Below are 19193 nucleotides of genomic sequence, written 5' to 3'. Positions count from 1 at the left end.
CCATACTTATCGACAATTCGTGTTTGAAAATATCTATATTCAGTTACACCAACAACCATCCAACAATTTATAATTAAATATGAAAATCAAAATCAGATAAATTACTGATTAAAGTTATTTCTGAAACTTCAACTTCACTTTTGATAATACTTACACGGTACCACGTTTCATCATTAAGTGAATCTTTTGCAATATAGACTTTTTCATCCATTATATCTTGTGTCCAGAACCTCAAGTTTGGATTTGAATTGTGCTTCTCTTTTAAAATTTTCCCTTTAACCGCAAACTGTTCTACATTTACCAAATTCATCACATCCAATATTTTTTTCATATTAAACTATATAATATATTCGTTATTATTACAAATAACCGATTGTTGTCTTGATTGGTTAAGGAATATCCTTACTTTAAATTTCCAGAAACGTGTCAATAGAAAAAATCAAGTAATCTCATTACAACATAAAATAGTCCACGTCTATTAATCAGATGAGGACTATTTTATGTTTACCCTGATAGCAACAAAACACTAAACCCTGTTTCATAAAACTATATTACCCGTTTATTGAATACTGTTTATCAAAGTAATCCTTATATTCACCACTTATGATTTGTTCCCACCATGATTTATTTTCTAAATACCAATCAATGGTTTGTGCGATACCTGTTTCAAAGTTATACGTAGGTTTCCACCCTAACTTTTCAAGTTTTGTTGGATCAATTGCATATCGTTTATCATGGCCGAGACGATCGGTTACAAATTCAATTAAGTCTTCCGATTTTTCAAGAGTTTTTATGATTGTTTTTACTACTTCTAAATTGGTACGCTCATTGTGCCCACCTACATTATACACTTCACCGTTCGCCCCCTCATGAAGGACTAAGTCAATAGCAGAACAGTGATCTTGTACATGTAACCAGTCACGAATGTTTTTCCCATCTCCGTATACAGGTACCTTTTCATCATTTAACACCCTAGAAATGGTTAATGGGATTAATTTTTCAGGAAAATGATATGGTCCGTAATTGTTAGAACAACGTGTAATATTTACTGGTAATCCGTAAGTCTCGTGATAGGCACGAACAAGAAAATCGGATGAAGCTTTACTCGCACTATACGGGCTATTAGGTTGCAACGGTGTGTCTTCTGTGAAAAAGGTCGTTGGATCAAAGTCTAACTCGCCGTAAACTTCGTCTGTTGACACATGTACAAACTTTTTAACAGTAATAGCCTTGGCCGCATCGAGTAATACTTGCGTTCCTAGCACATTTGTACGAATGAATATTTCAGGGTCTGTGATGGAACGGTCAACATGGCTTTCCGCTGCAAAATGTACCACATAATCAAATTTTTCGTTCTCAAACAAAGGCATAATTGTATCTCTATCAGCAATATCAGCTTTAACAAAGTGATAGTTTTCTTTTTTTTCCAACTCCTGATGTTTTGTTAAATCACCAGCGTAAGTAAGTTCATCTAAATTATAAATATCATAGTTTGGATATTTGTCCACCATATATTGGACATAGTTTCCACCAATAAACCCTGCTCCACCTGTTACTACTACTTTTTTATTAGCCATACTTATTTCACCTCTTCATTTAACTGCTTTAAATAATGGGTTAGTGCATCCTGCCAGCTTGGCAAGCGATTAAATCCATTTTGTTCTAACTTGTCTTTTGACATCCTTGAATTCTTGGGTCTGACAGCACGAGTCGGATATTCTTCAGTAGGTATAGCATGTACCTCTACTTGTTTATTACTCTGTTTAAATATCTCTTTTGCAAAATCAGCCCAAGAACAATAACCTTCATTCGTCGCATTATAAATACCATATTTTTCTGTCTGAATCATAGTAATCAATAACTTCGCTAAATCAAAAGTGTACGTTGGTGATCCAACTTGGTCGGCAACAACCTTTAGTTCATCACGCGTTTCCGCTAGTTTCAACATTGTTTTAATAAAGTTATTTCCATTAATTCCAAACACCCAAGATATTCGAACGATAAACCAATCATTTAACACATCCTGAACTACCTTTTCCCCTTCATGCTTTGACAAACCGTAATAACCAACTGGATTCGTTGGATCAGTTTCTGTAAATGGTTCCTCACCCGTTCCCTCGAACACATAGTCGGTGCTAATATACATGAACTTGGCGTTTATTTCTTTTGCTGCATTTATCATGTACTTTGTACCATTTACATTTACATCCCAACAAACATCTTGATTATCCTCAGCATTATCTACGGCTGTATACGCAGCACAATGGATAATTGCATCCGGTTTTAGTTGGGCAACATAATCATGAACAGCATTTTTATCTGTGATATCTAGTTCATCCTGACCAACACCATGCATGTCTAGTCCACATTTTAATCCTTCATGTACAACATCATGACCTAGTTGACCAGTGTAACCAGTAACTAATAGTTTCATCAAATTACTCCCCAACTGTAAAGTTATTGTCTGCGTTTTTTAATACTGGTGCTTGTTCATCCTTCTTAGATAATACAGGCGTAATCTCTATTGGCCATTCAATTCCAATAACTGGGTCATTCCAAATAATACCACGGTCGCAATCCGGCGCATAAAATTCATCAACTTTATATTGTACTTCTGCATCTTCCGTTAACGTCATAAACGCGTGTGCAAATCCTTTAGGAACGAGCAATTGTTTTTTGTTTTCTGCAGTGAGTTCAATACCATACCACTCACCATATGTAGGGCTTTCTTTTCTTATATCAACCGCAACATCAAAAATCGCCCCACGCGTACAACGAACTAGTTTTGTCTGAGCTTTTGGATTTAATTGATAGTGCAAACCTCTTAATGTACCTTTTGTTGCAGAAAAAGATTGGTTATCTTGCACAAAGTTTATATCTAATCCTGCCTCTTTAAATTGTAGTGAACTATACGTCTCCATAAACCAACCACGATGATCACCGAACACCTTTGGCTCCAAGACTTTTACACCAGCTAATTTCGTATCTATGATATTCATTCACTCACCCCTAGTATTTAATGTCACCATTTGCTACTTTTAATAGATATTGACCGTAACCTGTTTTTGAAAATAACTCTCCAGACTCTATTAGTTTATCTTTAGTTATCCATCCATTAACATAGGCAATTTCCTCAGGCGCTGAAATTTTAATACCTTGATGATCCTCAACTGTTTTCACAAAATTAGTAGCCGATACTAAACTTTCGTGTGTACCTGTATCTAACCATGTATAGCCCCTTCCCAGAAGTTCTACATCCAACTCACCGAGTTGAAGATATGCATCATTAATGGATGTGATTTCTAACTCACCACGTGAAGAAGGTTTTACATTTTTAGCAATTTCCACTACACGGTTATCATAGAAGTATAGTCCAGTAACTGCATAGTTCGATTTAGGAATACCTGGTTTCTCTTCAACACTTAAAACCTTACCACTTTTATTAAATTCAACCACACCAAATCTTTCAGGATCTGGAACATGATAACCAAATACAGTTGCACCCTGTTCTTTCTCACTCGCTCGTTTAAGAATACTTTTAAGACCACTTCCATAATACACGTTGTCCCCTAAAACCATTGCAACTGAGTCATCTCCTATAAACTCATCCCCAATAATAAATGCTTGTGCTAAACCGTCTGGACTTGGCTGAACTTTATACTTTAGATTGATTCCAAATTGTGAACCATCACCCAATAATGATTCAAAACGGGGGGTATCTTCGGGTGTAGAAATAATTAGTATATCTTTTATTCCAGCTAACATTAAGGTTGATAAGGGATAGTAAATCATTGGTTTGTCATAAATTGGCAACAATTGTTTACTAGTTACCATTGTTAATGGGTATAAACGTGTTCCACTTCCACCAGCTAAAATTATTCCTTTCATCACATACAATCCCTTCAAATATTAATAATAAAGCAGTATGACAAGAACATCACACCGCTAACTTATTAGAGTTGCACCAAAAACCAACCATTTCTCAAATTCTCTCGATTATAATAAAAGCGTTTATTATCTTCATGTCTAATAACTTTTCCACCTGCTGTTTCAATAATAGCTTGTCCAGCTCCAGTATCCCATTCCATAGTTGGAGCATAACGAGGATAATAATCTGCTTTACCTTCTGCAACTAAACAAAACTTTAAAGAACTACCTGCAGAAACAACATCTACTTGTGCATGTTTTTCTTTCAATTGATCAATAAATGCTTGTGTGTCATCAGACATGTGCGAACGACTAGCAACTACATTGACACTATTACTATCTTTTGCTTCAGGGAGACGAACGCTCTTTTCTACTAAGTCATTTTCGCTTGTTATAACTGCTTCTGAAGCTTGTTCTAGTTTAAAAGCTCCTACCCCTTGTTTACCATAATAAAAGATGTCTAATACTGGAGCATAAATTGCTCCTATTTCAGGATAGTTACCATCAATTAAAGCAATATTTACAGTGAACTCACCGTTCTTTTTTACAAATTCCTTTGTTCCATCTAAAGGATCGACTAACCAAAACTTATCCCAGTCTTTACGTTCTTTATATGGGATTTCCGCACCTTCTTCACTTAATATTGGAATGTCCGCATATGCAGCTTTTAATCCCTTCACAATTACATTGTGAGCACGTTGATCTGCAATTGTTAGTGGTGAATTATCTGCTTTGGTTTCAACATCAAAGTCCTGTGCATACACATCTAATATTTCTTTTCCTGCATCTAAAGAAATTTTCAACAACTTTGTTAAGTCAATACTACTCATTAGGATAAATATCCTTTCTCATATAAATAGTCAATAATCACTTGTACAGACTCTTCTAGTGTTTGCTTATCTGTCTTAACAATGACTTCTGGATTAACCGGTTCTTCATAAGGATCATCAATTCCAGTGAAACCTTTAATTTCACCGGCACGCGCTTTTTTATACAAGCCTTTTGGATCACGTTCTTCACAAGCTTCTAAACTACACTTTACATAGACTTCTATAAATTCATCTGCATCTAAGATTTCCCGTACTTTATCTCTATCCTCACGATATGGGGAAATAAACGCAGATAATGTCACAATCCCTGCATCAATCATTAACTTAGAAACTTCGCCAATACGACGAATATTTTCGGTACGGTCCTCTTGGCTAAACCCTAGATTGTTATTCAAACCATGACGCACATTATCACCATCTAGACGATATGAATGCACACCAAGATCATATAACCTTTTTTCTAATTCAACAGAAACACTAGATTTCCCTGAACCTGACAATCCAGTAAACCAGAGAACTGCACTCTTGTGCTTTTTTTGCTCTTGTCTTTGTTCCTTCGTTACCGCGGAATCATGCCATACAATGTTTGTTGATTTACTCATTATTATTTTCTCCTCCTAGAACCATACATTATTTACAATAAACACACTAATAATCATTACAATAATACTTAATGGTGTTCCAACTTTTACATAATCAATAAATTTATACCCACCTGGTCCATAAACAATTAAATTTGTTTGATAACCAATTGGAGTTATAAAACTTGCAGAAGCTGCGATAGCTATAATAACCGCAAAACCCATTGGATCTAAATTCATACTTTCGGCAATTTCTAAACCAATTGGGATCATCAACACAGCAGCAGCACTATTGGTAATTAATTCAGTAAAGATATTTGTCACGAGATAGATTAGAACTAATAATGCTATTAAGCCGAATGGTTGTCCTACATGGATTAATCCTTCTGCTATCCATTCAGCTAGCCCAGTCTTTGTCATCGCCGCACCAACACCAAAGGAACTAGCAATCAATAATAATACATGAAATTGCACATACCTTTTCGCTTCTTCGGCTGATATTATCTTTGTTAGCAATAATAAAAATACAGCCAACGCCATTGCTTTGAACATACTAAGCAAGCCTAATGTTACAGTTGTAATCATAAGCATTAATAGAATAATAGAAAACCAACCTTTGGTTAGGTTTCTATTTAAAGTCTTAGGTGTAACCATCGTAGACACGACATAGAAGTCATGTGATTCATGATATTTATCAATAAAGTCAGGACCTGCCAATAATAATAAGGCATCACCAGGCTTTAAAACGATGTCGCCCACTTTACTTTTTATTCGTTCATTATTACGATGGACAGCTATAACACCTGCATCAAATTTTGATCGAAACTGGGACTGTTTAATAGACTTTGATAGCAAGGATGATTGATGTGAAACTACTGCTTCTATTAGCTGTGATGTTCCATTTTTTAAGTCGTCAAGCTCTAAATCTGTACCTGTTTCCAGTGTTAAGCCTCTTGTTTTTTGTAAGTCAGCGATCGTTGAAATTAATCCTGTAAAAATAAGCCGGTCTTGTGCTTGAATACTAGTAGTCGACCTGACAGGAGATATTCGTTCCTTGCCTCTTATAATTTCAATAAGATAGAGGCCTTTCAATTCTCTTAAACCCGCTTGTTGTACAGTTTGATTTATATGAGGAAAACTAGATTCTACTGTCATCTCCGCTATATATTCTTTTGAATCTTGTTTCACCTTTGCACTGAATCCTTTATGCTCGGGTAATAGCTTGTAACCGATAGTAAAAAGATAGACTAGCCCAGCTAATGTGATTGGGATTCCAACAACTGCTAATTGAAAGATTGAAAAACCCTCTAATCCAAAGTCGAGTAGCATACCATGTACAACAAGGTTTGTAGAAGTTCCCATTAATGTTATCGTACCACCTAGAATAGTCACATATGACAGTGGGATTAAAAATTTTGAAGGGGCAATATTTCTTTCTTCACACCACTTTTTAATAATTGGGGTAAAGGTCACGACAATAGGTGTATTGTTTAAAAAACCTGAAAGTAACGCCGTTGGAACATAAAAGCGAATCATCGAACCTTTTAAGCTTTTACTCTTGTTCAACCACACTTTCATCATTTGATCAATTAGTCCACTTTTTTGAACAGCACCAGCCAAAATAAACAACAGTGCTATTGTTAGCATTCCTTGATTAGAAAAACCCTTCAGAGCTTCTTCAGGGGTTAATAACCCAGAAATCAAGAAAATAACCAGTACTGAAAATACGACCATATCAGGTCGAGCTACTTCTAAAAGTAACCCACCTAACATAGCTACAACCATTATAAGTACAAATATCATTTCTAATGACATAGCCGTCATCCTTTGATTAGTTTTCTTGCATACCTTTAATTAGGACATCGGCAACTTCTGGACGCGAGAACTGTTTCGGTGGTTTTTCACCATTACGTAACATTTCACGTACTTTTGTACCACTTAAGTGTACGTGATATTCTTTATCATGTGGGCAGGTTTTAGCACTTCCCATATTTTCACACTTAGTGCAATAGAAAGCATGTTCGAATTTAAAAATTTGGATACCTAACTCATTTTCAAATTGAGTAATAAAATCCTGGGCCTCATACGTCCCATAATAATCACCCACACCAGCATGGTCACGACCTACAATAAAGTGTGTACAACCATAGTTCTTACGAACAATTGCATGAAGAATTGCTTCTTTAGGTCCAGCGTAACGCATCGCAGCAGGATAAATTACTAGTCTTGTGCGATTTTCTGGATAATAATGTTTCAAAATCACTTGATAGCTTTCCATACGAATCTCGGCAGAAATGTCATCTGATTTTGTTTCTCCTACAAGTGGATTCAATAATAAACCATCAACAGCTTCTAAAGCACACTTTTGAATATACTCATGAGCTCTGTGTACTGGATTTCGTGTTTGGAACCCAACAATTGTTTTCCAACCTAAATCAGCAAACATTTGACGTGTTTCAATTGGATCCATGTGAAATTCTGCAAAGTCACTGTGATCAGGACGGTTTAATAGTGTAATTGGGCCACCTAGATATATGTCACCGCGCTCGTACAACTTCTTAACACCTGCGTGAGCTTCATCTGTTGTACCATATACTTTTTCTGCTTCTAGTTTTTTATCATAGTTATATTTTTCTTCTAATTGCAGTGTTCCATAAATGATACCATCTTCACCTTTCAGTGCGATTTCTTCACCAACCTGAAATCTTTCTGCTTCTTCTGTTGTTACAGAAAGTGTAATTGGAATACTCCAAACTGTTCCATTGGCTAAGCGAGTACTATTAACAACACTTTCATAGTCTGCTTGTCCCATGAATCCTGTTAGTGGACTGAAACCACCAATTCCTATTAGTTCTAAATCTGATATTGCCCAATCTGATAGAGTTAGGGATTTCAAACAATCTGCTCGTTTTATTGCTACCTTTCTTTTTTCTCCATTGACCTTGCGGTTGATTAATATTCCACCATGTGCTTCAACTACCAAAGTATATTCCCCCTCATGTTTATATCTACAATATCGTAGTATTGTTTCACATATGTTAAGTTCATTTGTTCCTTATTAAACTCTTAATGATTTTTTCACATTCATAAATGGCCTTTGGACCTAATATACTAATATGAATTATAGACTCTTTGCGATTGGTACCTACAATTTTTAATAAAGAAGAAAAAATATCTATTTACTTTTTCTAAACATTATTCATAACTCAAAATAAGCAAAGAAGCCGGACTCGCGTAAGCAAATGAGTCGTTTTCATCTGACAAAGGTAAACAGGATTTATCCACCGTATTAAGCTAATGTTAACCAAAATGTCACCAAGGTTTATTCTAAAGTATTCAATTTCATCATCATAACGTACAAAAGTGCTTCCACCGAAAATACGATTGTATCTTTTTTTACTACTATTTAAGATTCATCATTCTATCTTTAATAAATTTTCTGTAATCTTCATCTAAAAAATATTATTTCTTTTTGAAGGACTGTAACGATTTGATTTTATTTAAAAGCATGGATTTTTATGAAGGATTTTAACAATCTGGAAATCATATAGACATGTTACCGCAAACCATTCCAATATTTGTACATTTAAATTTCATTAAATAAATAGCCATCTATAACCTCATATTTATTTGGTTAGTTAACCCTTCTATATATAAACAATTCATGTATCTATTTAATTTTCACTCTCATTATATTAAATAATTGATTTCTTTCTTGTCTTGTTAACGCTATCCTTAATATTAAAAATAGATACGACGCACAATATACAAAGGATAATACTACCGAATTTATAATATTAGTTTCATGTATAAAAACATTTTTAAGAAATTGAACAATAGCAAGTGTCAAAACAATAGAAATGAATACTCCAATGTACTTATTATTCACAGGATTAACACCCACGTTTTTCCATGACAAGAATAATGATAGAGCATTTATAATTATCATTCCTATAGTTACAGAAAATGCAACGCCATAGACACCCCATAATTTCACAGTAATTAATGACAATATAGTAACAATTAATAGTTGTACACATGATATATATATCATATACCTTTGATTTTTTGTCATTAATAGAATATATCCACTAGAACCTGTTGCTGCATTGAATAACTGTCCTAAAGCTAAAACAATTAAAACCATACTCCACTCTTGGAAACCTTCCCCAAACACTTTCATTATCAATGAAGCATTTAAAATTACAAGAGTAGAAATAAATCCACCAATTATAAAGGTCCATTTGGTAATTTTCCTGTAAAATGACTGCAATTCTAAGAGGTTATTCTCATTAAATAGTTTTACTATTGTTGGAGCAAAAACCATATTTACTGAGACTAATATCAATGATATTAGTATGGTAGTTTGTTGAGCAACTTTGAATACACCTATAGAAGCTGAAGATAAAAACACTCCCATTATAAATACTGGTACAAAATTTGATGCCTGGTTTAATATTTGAATAGTCATAAACTGTTGAGAAAGCTTGATTGTTTGGAAGTCAAATTTAAACTGTTTTATATTTTTATAAACGAATAAATCCTTTCTTCTAATTATTACATATATAGTAGTTGTTAGATAACTAATTAAAAGTGAGATACAAATAACATATAGATTACTTCCAACAAAAATAAATATATATCCTACTAATATAAACATTATTGTTGGACGTAATAAATTTTCAGGAAAAACAGCTTCATAAAATAAAAATTCTGATTGATTTAATGCTCTGAAATAAATAATAATTACTTGTAATAAAACAATCCAAATTATGATATTCAATACTTCGCTATATTTGTCGATACTTACTATTTCTTCTACCATAGTGCTCGATAACAAAAACATAAATATTATTGTAATGGAATATATCAATATTAAAAGTAATACACTGAATATTGTGTTGTAAAAAAAACGTTTTCCTTTACTCTTCCTATTTGATACTAATGAAAGTAGAATATTATCGGATCCACCACTGGAGATTACCACCAAAAAGGGGATTAAAGAAAGAAAAAAAGAATAAACTCCGAAATCATCAATTGACAACAATCTTGCAATAATCACTAAATTTAGATAGCTTATAATCGCAAAATATACTTTCCCAAACATAGTTAATAATGCACCATATTTTTTATTACCTAATCTCTGTTCGACTTTGCTACTTATATTTTTATATAGCATTCAGATTCTCCTATATTACTTATGGGTTCCGTCCTGATTAATTAATTGTTTTTTGTCCACTTTTCCTTAAATTTGGATATATCATCATCACTATAGAAATATGTTATTACTTCTGAATCATAAAATTTATTCAAATCATTCTCGCTAAGTTTATGATTAGTCTTGTAATTTTTATAAATATCTGAATACCATTTTTTTGATGAAACATTCGTATTGAACAGACTGAAGTTTCTATCATTAATAAATTTTCTAATAACATTTTCGTTGTTGTTTAACTTTTCAGCTGTCAAAAGTAATACTTCAATGTTTTCTTTTTTTATATATAAATGACCCTCTTGTTTATTAAACGGGTATTTATATATATCAATTCCTACAAAGTATTTAAATTCCTTTTCAAACCATTTTAAGGGTACATTAGTATCTACATAATTCTCTAAAAATTCATCCAACATATTATAAATATTTTGTTCAAGTCTATTATTCTCTTTTTCATGGATATAAATCATTGTAGAAAGTTCTTGAAAGAGTGTAGATATATTTCTTGATATCGGATCCCTCATCAAAGTAATAATTTTTAAATTCTTTTTTCTGTACTTAAATGCAAGTTTATATAATTTTCTTAACACCTTTATTTTTAAATTTCCTATTTGACTTCTGTTTTCCAGGTTGTAATTATCAGTATTACCAAAACTATGAATATGTCGCGCATCTTTTTTTATTAGTTTTAAAGACTTTTCTATACTTGACGATCCAACTTTCCCCATTTGATATATTAATATTATATCACCTTGATACACTTCTATTACATTTTTAATATTTCTAATTATTTTTTTCATTTTTAACAAACTCCATAAATTTATTTATGTCATCAAAATATTCCGCATTCTTGATTATCCACTCTTCTTTTTTATTCCACCATTTCAGTTTCAATAAGAAATCAATCTCAGTATTGTTAAACCTATATTTGATAACTTTTGCTGGTACTCCGGCTACTATAGAATAAGCTGGTACATCCTTGGTAACTAAACTTCCACTTGCAACTATAGCTCCATCATTAACTATTATACCCTCAATAAATCTAACATCATTACCTATCCAAACATCATTACCTACTTCTAAGGAATAATTATTTTCTGTATATCTATTTTCTAAATGTTTTACTTTATTTGTGTAAGATAAGGATAATTTTTTCATTTGATTATTATCTAGTGAGTAAAAAGCTGGACTCGTTGAAACAAAGGTATTGGTCGGGTGCTGACCCATGTTTATTCTAATATCATTAGCAATAGAACAGTATCTTCCTATATATGAATTTATAAGTTTCACATTGTTTCCTAAATAAGTTCCAAATCCAATTTCACTATTAATTATCTCGCATAGTCTCCCAATACTATTTTTACCTTCAAAGGTTGATTTAAGCGAATATGCTAACCTATCAATATAGATCTTTTTCTTTTTTGAAGAACTTCTTTTAAAATAAGTTTTTATATAATTAGTAATATTCATGTTTACCTCTTTTCTGAAAAATAATAATCAGGTATAAAGGAAAAATATAGGCTTTACCTATAAAAACAGTTTATATTATATAAATACTATATAGATATACGTCTACAAACTTTTATACTTGTTTATATTCTTAACAATATTTAGACCTATTCCTACGAATAGCATAATCAAACTTGAGGAGGGTAATGCTTCAATACTTGAACCAACTGGTATATTAATCAGAAAGATTATAAAAATTGAGAAACAACATATCAATAAATTTTTTAGGTGAACATCACTTTCAGTTAAAATTTGTTTAATCAAGGAATAAAAAACTGCACTTAAAAAAATTGTTATTAGTAAAAAACCCACTATTCCTGTTTCCATTAATATCTTTAGAAAAAAGTTATGGCTTGTAACATGATATTCAAAATCGTACATATATTGAAGAGTATCTCCAGCAGAACCCGTACCATATCCCGCGATTGGTTGTTTTAAAAACAAAGAATAGATTTCTTCCCAGCCATCAACTCTTCCTAAAAGTCTACTATCTTGGGAAAATTCTCCTATAGTACCTACTAGTCTGATAAATTTATTCTCTGAGTTGATTAAAGTTGTTCCATAGAGAGCAATAATATTTATTATTGAAACTATAATAATAAATATTATTGGGAAAATTACTAGTACTTTTTTAAAGGGTACTGATAATAATAAACTTAAAAATAGTGCACCAATCATGGCTAACAAGTTTGTTCTAGTTAACGTTCCATAGCAAGCAAATATTGAAATAGCCATCAATAAAAAGAAAATAATCTTCATTTTACTTGTTTTGGCTGTTTTCATTAAATACAGATTAATTACTGAAATCACAGCAGCAAACATACCAAAATGAAATGGTCCTGAAAAAATTGACGTTGCTCTTGATTCCCCAAAGAGCATTCCAGTATAGATACCTGCATCATTCGAGTTTAGGTATAAAGAATCAAAATTCGAGGGGAACAAGTATTGTTTAATTCCATAAAGTAACACTATTAAAGAGCTAATTGATAACGTAAAAATTATCTTTTTTATTTGTTTTACTGATGAGAATGCGATTAAACCAATAAAGAAATAAATAAAAGCAAAAGAGGTTTTTCTAAAACCCTCTATCCCAGCTGATATTGATGGTATATTAGGGTTAAAGACTTGTAAAAATGAAATAGTTATAAATAAGATAACAATTCCAAGCCAGAATCTATATTTTTTATTAATGCCATTTGAAATAAAGTGTTTTGCTACCAAGTAGAACGCAAAACCATCTACTAATAATGATAACACCGGGAATATACTAAGAGGCTGAAATAAGTTAACATATATAGTGAAAATCAATAAGACTATCGCAATATTAGAATTCAATTTAGCTTTGTAAAGCGCAATACCAATTATTGGTATTATTATTATTGCTAGTGAATAAATACCAATCAAAGGAACTAATACTCCTATTGTTATTGAAGTGAATATCACTAGAATTACAACTAGATTTATAGAAATTTTATTCCGATTCATTGAAAGTGTTGTCATAGCATCCAAAACCTTACCATAATAATCTTCCTTTTTAAATTAATGTCCTAATACAGGTAATTACAAAGAATATTTGAGGTCATATACTTAGAAATAACTGTTCGTATGAATTGACTACGTCAGACCAATTATACTCTTCTCGAATTCTTTCTTTAGCTTTTCCCGCGTACTTTCTTATATCATTACATTCAAAATCTTCTACTTTACCAATTAAATTCTTAAGGTCATAGTCATCCTTACTAAAATATAGAGCACTGTCTCCTCCAACTTCTCTATTGAAATTAACATTATAAAGAAGATTAATTTTTGTACTGGCTAATGCTTCAAGTAACGAGGGATTTGTGCCACCAACTTCATGTCCATGAATATAAGCAAAGGCATCTTCTCTTATCTTCTTAAGTAACTCCTGATCGTAAATCGTACCGACAAATTTAACTTTTTTGTCTAAATCAAATTTCGTTTCGTCTAACAGTTGATTATAAAATTTATTCTTTTCTACATTTGATATAATTATTAGATCTTTGCTTGTATCTGAATTTATAAACTCTTTTATAATTGTTTGTATATTGTTTTCTGGAACAAATCTTCCAACTACTAAATAAAACTCATTCTTCTTAACCTTGTGTTCATTATAGAATCTTTTTAATTCTTGGGATTTATCAGTAAGTCTGGACGAGGTTAATTCAGCTCCATACGGTATAAAATAAGTAATTGGAGAATAACTAGAATACTCTTCGTTTATATATTTTTCTATGCCCTTAGAATCACAGATTACATTTCTTATATTTTTAATTGACAACTTTTCAGAGTACTTCCAATATTTTTTAACACCCTTATTCCATTTACTTCTTTTCCACTCATTTCCATCGGGGTTAACACATAGTTTAATTTTATATTTTTCAATTTGTTTTTTGAATAAAACAAGAAAAGGACCAATTCTGCAAGTTAATACATATATTATTGAATCTTGTATATTATTTTTTTTTATATATTCGATAGACTTCTTTAAGCTTATTAAATCATAAAGAACAGCCTTGGCACTACCAATGTTTGGCACCTTAACATTAAAACATCTTGAGTTATTATATATATATTCTTCGTCTGAATCTTCGGATAAACATGCAATATGATACCTTATATCAGGATTTTCATTTCTACTAGTAAGGTTTTCAACAAATGTTTCAAATCCTCCATATTTTGCAGGTATCCCTTTTGAACCGATAATGAATACATTAGTCATTACTTTCATCCTCATTTACATATTTTTCTAAATATAGTGTGGTTATTGTATTATCCCTGACTTGCAATTGTCCTAGGTTACCTTCTAACCCATCTTTTATTGCGTGTTTAATTAAACTTCTTCTATCCTTATTTTTAAAATAAATACTAAGAACAAAAGTTATAGAAAGAAATATAAGCTTATTTATATTATGAATTTTTATGTTATTTACAAGATCTTTTCTTTCAAAGAAAACTCTATTCCTAATACTGTAATATATCCTTAGGTCAGAATCACTTGTAAATAAAGAGAGCAGAAACCCATTATTACTTTTAACAAACCAAGTCTTATCTATATCAATTATTTTACTATCAGGAACTAATAGTATTTTCCCTCCCTTTTTTGTAATTCTATAAGTGAATTCATAATCATCTGAATATAGATAAAAAGCTTCATTAGGTAACCAAATCTTATCAATCAGTTGCTTATGAAAAAACAAACCACCATATGGTGCTACTGGAACATTAACTTGATTAAACTCACTATTTTGATTATTTACACTAATTGTATTTTTAAATTTTCTAAGTAACCTAGCAACTAGTGTTTTAAAATGGATTCCCAAGAAACTATTTTCCACGGGGAAAAATTTAGTAGCGTCATTGTTTAATGATGACATTATATATTCTTTTCGATCAGTCCTGAGTGAGAGTAACGCAGTTGGCTTCTCCTCTAATTCTATTGCTTTATTTTCCGCTTCAGCTAATAGCACTTCTAAGGCATTACTCTTAGGTTTGTTATCATCATCAAGACACCAAATATATTTACACTCTTTATATTCTATAGCTTTTATAATACCTTCCTTGAACCCTTTAGCTGATCCCTCATTTTTATTCATCTTAATAATATCAATTTTCTCAGACATCTGACGTGACATTTCAAAAATATCATCTTCCGAATTATTATCTACTATAATTACCTTGTATATTTCCTCAATATCTAATATATTATCAAGTACTTCACATAGAATTTTCCATCGTTGTCCATAAGTTACTGTTACCACTATTACTCCCTTATGCATCAGATTCTCCTTCTCCTTGAATTATCTTAAGCATATTATTCAACCTTGAATTCCAATCTTGAGCATTTACTGATTCAATAATTTCTTTCCTACTAAATTCATTATACGGTTTATTAACTATTCCATTAATAATTTGAGAAAATTGATTTTCATCATGTGCTATATGAATTACATCTTTGTAATCTTCTGAAGGAGGAACAGGAGTTGTAACAACCTCTTTTCCCGCAGCAAGATATTCGTACAATTTTAATGGATTCATAGATTCAGTGAATTTATTTACTTTATGAGGTATAATACATATGTCAAAATAATTTAAGTAGCTAGGTATTAATGAATGATGCTTCGCACCTAAAAGATATACATTACTATATCTTCTTAAATCTCTAAAATATTTTTTTGACAGTATTGGACCAATAAATACATAGTTAATTCCGTTATTTTTTTTAATAGTATCCCCAATAATCTCCAAATCAATTCTTTCTTGCATCAATCCAATATAGCCTACTATGGGTTTTCCATTTGGTAAATCGGTTGGTCTACTCCATGTCTTACTTTTATATAAGTCCAAATTTATTGCGTTTGGTATATAATGAGTGTTTATATGTTTTGAAAATAATGTTTCCTTTATTTCTCGAGAAACTGTAAAGACAACGTCTGCATTTTCTTCAGCAACTTTATACATTTCTGATAAATGTTTGTAATCCTTTCGATTTTGGTCATGCTCCAATAAATTATCAATAGAATCAAATATAAGTTTCTCTTGTTTTAATTTATTTGCAATGTCTATTCTTGTAAGATCGAAACACCATGTAAGATAATGCGTAAAACCAATTGCACTAATCGCTTTATTTACCTCTTTATATAATAAATTTTTAAAAAAATTATATGTTTCTAACTTATTTCCTTTTGGATTTGGAATATGATAATTAATGTTTAACACATATAATTTTTCATCAACTTGAATAAGGTTGGAAAAACCACTTGAATAGTTCACTGATGGTTGGAAAACATTGTCCACTTCATTTTTGAATTGTTTCCCTTTCTCAAACTCACCACCATTTTTAAATTCAATAAGTTTTTGTATATAAAATGGCTTTTTTGACCTATTAATACAAAGAACCTTATTAATCTCAGGATTTTTCATCATTGCAATTAAGAGATTTGCTTCCCTTGTCCTAAAACCTTCCTTTTGCATTGAATCCCAATCTCTCCATGGAAAAAATAAAACATTGTATCCCATAATAAACCCCTTCTCAATTGCTAACATCTGATGTGATTTTATTAATTTAGTATGCATCCCTAGACCCAAACAAAACCACAACCGTTTTAAATACCAACTTCACATCCACTAACAAATTCCTATCATGAATATACTGTAAATCCATCTCAACCCACTCATAAAAACTAACATTACTTCGTCCACTAACCTGCCAATAACAAGTCAATCCAGGTTTTACCTTCAATCGTTGTCTTTCATAAATGGTATATTGAGCTACTTCATCCGGTAGGGCTGGTCTTGGTCCTACTAAACTCATCTCACCTTTTAATACATTCATCAATTGTGGTAATTCATCAATACTAGTCTTTCTAATAAACTTACCTATTTTAGTCACACGCGGGTCATCTTTAATCTTAAATACAGGACCATCTACTTCGTTTTGTTCCATTAGAGATGCTTTTAGTTCTTCTGCATTTGAAACCATTGAGCGAAATTTGTACATATAAAATTCTTTGCCATCTTCACCGATTCGTATCTGTTTAAATAAAATAGGTCCTTTTCTATCTTCTACTTTAATAATTAAAGCAACTAACAGGAATAATGGTGATAAGAAGACTATTCCTAGTAAAGCCGATATAAAATCCATTAATCTTTTACTATATAAGTATGCTTTACTAGCATTAGTATCTATCTTTTTAAATGGTACACTTTGCACTTGTTGTGAAGCTGTGCTTTCGTTAGAAGTTGTCACTGACAATTACGTTCACCAACTTTCTAATTGAATTTTCTAGGCATATATTTTTTTAAAGTCATTATTAATCGACGGCCTACCAACTGAATGATATTCAACTCTTCGCTCTCTCATCTCTTCCAATTTAAAACAGTTCCTACCGTCAATCACAAGTGGGTAATTCATCGTGTCAAACACTTCACGATTAACATTTTTTATCTCATCCCACTCTGTTAAAATCAATGCTGCATCACTGCCTTTAATAGCTTCTTCTGCTGACTCAGCGTAATTAACTTTTTCACTTAATAAAGTCTTTGCATTTTCTGTCGCAATTGGATCAAAAGCAACAATCTCTGCACCAGCTTTTATTAGGTTTTCTGTAACAACAATAGAAGCTGCTTCTCTCATGTCATCTGTATTTGGTTTAAATGCTAATCCTAACAATGCAATTCTTTTACCTTTAAGGTCTGGTAATCTTTCATTTAATTTATTAAGTAATAATGCTTGTTGTTTCTTATTTACATTTACGACACCTTTTAATAATTCAAACTCATAATCAACGTTTCCTGCAATTTGTATTAGTGCTTTGGTGTCTTTCGGGAAGCACGAGCCTCCATATCCAATTCCTGCTTTTAAAAATTGAGAACCAATTCGCTTGTCCATACCCATACCTTCTGCTACTTCTTCAACATTGGCATCGACGCGTTCACAAATGTTTGATATTTCATTGATGAAGCTAATTTTAGTAGCTAAAAATGCATTGGATGCATATTTAATCATCTCTGCACTGCGGATGTCCGTTTTATAGACAGTTACACCAAATGGTTTATTGATTTCTTCTATTATATCTGCAGCTTGCGCGCTTTCTGATCCAACGACAATGCGATCTCCGTGAAAGGAATCCTCAATTGCTGAGCCCTCTTTTAAGAACTCTGGATTCGAAACAATATCTACTTTGACATCATTGACTAGATTGATATGAATGATTTGTTTAACTTTATGATTGGTACCAACAGGAACCGTACTCTTCGTAACAACAATTGTATCCTTTTTAATATTCGTCGCAATATCTTTCGCAACCTGTTCAACAAATGCAAGATTTGCAGATCCGTCTTCTTTTTCTGGTGTACCAACAGCAATATAAATTACATCTGCACCTTCAAAACCTTGTTTATGATCAGTTGTAAAGAAAAGGCGATTTGATTCTATATTCTTCGTCATCATTTCATCTAAGCCAGGCTCATAAATTGGTGACTTCCCTTGCCTCATTTTATTAACTTTGTTTTCATCGATATCAATACATGTAACGGTATGTCCGATTTCTGACAAACTGACACCAGTAACAAGTCCTACGTACCCTGTACCTACTACAGAAATTTTCATTT

The 19193-nt window shown here is 31.9% G+C and carries 18 protein-coding genes; all 18 read right to left on the bottom strand.

Annotation, left to right across the window (positions count from 1 at the left end):
* Positions 1-73: 73 nt before the first annotated feature.
* The 18 genes from QQS35_RS00575 to QQS35_RS00490 all read right to left on the bottom strand — a co-directional run bounded on the left by QQS35_RS00575 (position 74) and on the right by QQS35_RS00490 (position 19191).
* A complete protein-coding gene (locus QQS35_RS00575) occupies positions 74-304 on the bottom strand; it encodes a hypothetical protein (RefSeq protein WP_285929737.1) in 231 nt (76 codons plus the stop codon).
* 247 nt (positions 305-551) lie between these two features.
* Positions 552-1577 (bottom strand): dTDP-glucose 4,6-dehydratase, encoded by a 1026-nt coding sequence (gene rfbB / locus QQS35_RS00570; protein ID WP_285929736.1) that lies wholly within the window; start codon positions 1575-1577, stop codon positions 552-554.
* A 2-nt stretch (positions 1578-1579) separates the two neighbouring features.
* A complete protein-coding gene (rfbD, locus tag QQS35_RS00565) occupies positions 1580-2434 on the bottom strand; it encodes a dTDP-4-dehydrorhamnose reductase (protein ID WP_285929735.1) in 855 nt (284 codons plus the stop codon).
* 4 nt (positions 2435-2438) lie between these two features.
* Entirely contained in the window at positions 2439-2999 is a 561-nt protein-coding gene (rfbC, locus tag QQS35_RS00560; protein WP_285929734.1) for a dTDP-4-dehydrorhamnose 3,5-epimerase, read from the bottom strand.
* Positions 3000-3009: 10 nt separating this feature from the next.
* On the bottom strand, positions 3010-3888 hold the full coding sequence (rfbA, locus tag QQS35_RS00555; protein WP_285929733.1) for a glucose-1-phosphate thymidylyltransferase RfbA: 879 nt from the start codon (positions 3886-3888) through the stop codon (positions 3010-3012).
* Between the two features lie 65 nt (positions 3889-3953).
* Positions 3954-4757 carry a 3'(2'),5'-bisphosphate nucleotidase CysQ gene (gene cysQ / locus QQS35_RS00550; protein ID WP_285929732.1) on the bottom strand — a complete coding sequence of 268 codons (804 nt, stop codon included), beginning with the start codon at positions 4755-4757 and terminating at the stop codon, positions 3954-3956.
* Positions 4757-5359, bottom strand: a complete 603-nt coding sequence (gene cysC / locus QQS35_RS00545; protein WP_285929731.1) for an adenylyl-sulfate kinase — start codon at positions 5357-5359, stop codon at positions 4757-4759. The genes cysQ and cysC overlap by 1 nt, the downstream gene beginning before the upstream one ends.
* A gap of 15 nt (positions 5360-5374) precedes the next feature.
* Entirely contained in the window at positions 5375-7153 is a 1779-nt protein-coding gene (locus tag QQS35_RS00540) for an SLC13 family permease (protein WP_285929730.1), read from the bottom strand.
* A 16-nt stretch (positions 7154-7169) separates the two neighbouring features.
* A complete protein-coding gene (gene sat, locus QQS35_RS00535) occupies positions 7170-8321 on the bottom strand; it encodes a sulfate adenylyltransferase (protein WP_285929728.1) in 1152 nt (383 codons plus the stop codon).
* A 687-nt stretch (positions 8322-9008) separates the two neighbouring features.
* A complete protein-coding gene (locus tag QQS35_RS00530) occupies positions 9009-10517 on the bottom strand; it encodes a lipopolysaccharide biosynthesis protein (RefSeq protein ID WP_285929727.1) in 1509 nt (502 codons plus the stop codon).
* A gap of 41 nt (positions 10518-10558) precedes the next feature.
* On the bottom strand, positions 10559-11353 hold the full coding sequence (locus QQS35_RS00525) for a putative capsular polysaccharide synthesis family protein (protein ID WP_285929726.1): 795 nt from the start codon (positions 11351-11353) through the stop codon (positions 10559-10561).
* A complete protein-coding gene (locus tag QQS35_RS00520; RefSeq protein ID WP_285929725.1) occupies positions 11337-12023 on the bottom strand; it encodes a CatB-related O-acetyltransferase in 687 nt (228 codons plus the stop codon). The genes QQS35_RS00525 and QQS35_RS00520 overlap by 17 nt, the downstream gene beginning before the upstream one ends.
* A 102-nt stretch (positions 12024-12125) precedes the next feature.
* Positions 12126-13466 (bottom strand): O-antigen ligase family protein, encoded by a 1341-nt coding sequence (locus QQS35_RS00515; protein WP_285929724.1) that lies wholly within the window; start codon positions 13464-13466, stop codon positions 12126-12128.
* Positions 13467-13641: 175 nt separating this feature from the next.
* A complete protein-coding gene (cps2T, locus tag QQS35_RS00510; protein WP_285929723.1) occupies positions 13642-14802 on the bottom strand; it encodes a beta 1-4 rhamnosyltransferase Cps2T in 1161 nt (386 codons plus the stop codon).
* A complete protein-coding gene (locus tag QQS35_RS00505; RefSeq protein WP_285929722.1) occupies positions 14795-15859 on the bottom strand; it encodes a glycosyltransferase in 1065 nt (354 codons plus the stop codon). Before QQS35_RS00505 ends, cps2T begins: the two co-directional genes overlap by 8 nt.
* Entirely contained in the window at positions 15852-17099 is a 1248-nt protein-coding gene (locus tag QQS35_RS00500; protein ID WP_285929721.1) for a glycosyltransferase, read from the bottom strand. Before QQS35_RS00500 ends, QQS35_RS00505 begins: the two co-directional genes overlap by 8 nt.
* A 46-nt stretch (positions 17100-17145) precedes the next feature.
* Entirely contained in the window at positions 17146-17835 is a 690-nt protein-coding gene (locus tag QQS35_RS00495; RefSeq protein WP_285929720.1) for a sugar transferase, read from the bottom strand.
* A gap of 30 nt (positions 17836-17865) precedes the next feature.
* Positions 17866-19191: a UDP-glucose dehydrogenase family protein gene (locus tag QQS35_RS00490; RefSeq protein WP_285929719.1), complete on the bottom strand. Its 1326-nt coding sequence runs from the start codon at positions 19189-19191 to the stop codon at positions 17866-17868.
* Between the last annotated feature and the right edge of the window lie 2 nt (positions 19192-19193).

Source organism: Aquibacillus rhizosphaerae, assembly GCF_030282825.1.
In the GTDB taxonomy this organism is placed as follows: domain Bacteria; phylum Bacillota; class Bacilli; order Bacillales; family Amphibacillaceae; genus Aquibacillus_C; species Aquibacillus_C rhizosphaerae.
The sequence above is the reverse complement of the archived record's forward strand: the minus strand, read 5'-3'. Positions and strand labels throughout refer to the sequence as shown.

Excerpts from the sequence above, each read along its gene's own strand:
- rfbD (WP_285929735.1), bottom strand. The coding sequence starts at position 2,434 with ATGAAACTATTAGTTACTGGTTACACTGGTCAACTAGGTCATGATGTT.
- QQS35_RS00530 (WP_285929727.1), bottom strand. The coding sequence starts at position 10,517 with ATGCTATATAAAAATATAAGTAGCAAAGTCGAACAGAGATTAGGTAAT.
- cysC (WP_285929731.1), bottom strand. The coding sequence starts at position 5,359 with ATGAGTAAATCAACAAACATTGTATGGCATGATTCCGCGGTAACGAAG.
- QQS35_RS00520 (WP_285929725.1), bottom strand. The coding sequence starts at position 12,023 with ATGAATATTACTAATTATATAAAAACTTATTTTAAAAGAAGTTCTTCA.
- QQS35_RS00490 (WP_285929719.1), bottom strand. The coding sequence starts at position 19,191 with ATGAAAATTTCTGTAGTAGGTACAGGGTACGTAGGACTTGTTACTGGT.
- QQS35_RS00500 (WP_285929721.1), bottom strand. The coding sequence starts at position 17,099 with ATGGGATACAATGTTTTATTTTTTCCATGGAGAGATTGGGATTCAATG.
- rfbA (WP_285929733.1), bottom strand. The coding sequence starts at position 3,888 with ATGAAAGGAATAATTTTAGCTGGTGGAAGTGGAACACGTTTATACCCA.
- QQS35_RS00540 (WP_285929730.1), bottom strand. The coding sequence starts at position 7,153 with ATGTCATTAGAAATGATATTTGTACTTATAATGGTTGTAGCTATGTTA.
- cysQ (WP_285929732.1), bottom strand. The coding sequence starts at position 4,757 with ATGAGTAGTATTGACTTAACAAAGTTGTTGAAAATTTCTTTAGATGCA.
- rfbC (WP_285929734.1), bottom strand. The coding sequence starts at position 2,999 with ATGAATATCATAGATACGAAATTAGCTGGTGTAAAAGTCTTGGAGCCA.
- QQS35_RS00505 (WP_285929722.1), bottom strand. The coding sequence starts at position 15,859 with ATGCATAAGGGAGTAATAGTGGTAACAGTAACTTATGGACAACGATGG.
- rfbB (WP_285929736.1), bottom strand. The coding sequence starts at position 1,577 with ATGGCTAATAAAAAAGTAGTAGTAACAGGTGGAGCAGGGTTTATTGGT.
- cps2T (WP_285929723.1), bottom strand. The coding sequence starts at position 14,802 with ATGACTAATGTATTCATTATCGGTTCAAAAGGGATACCTGCAAAATAT.
- QQS35_RS00525 (WP_285929726.1), bottom strand. The coding sequence starts at position 11,353 with ATGAAAAAAATAATTAGAAATATTAAAAATGTAATAGAAGTGTATCAA.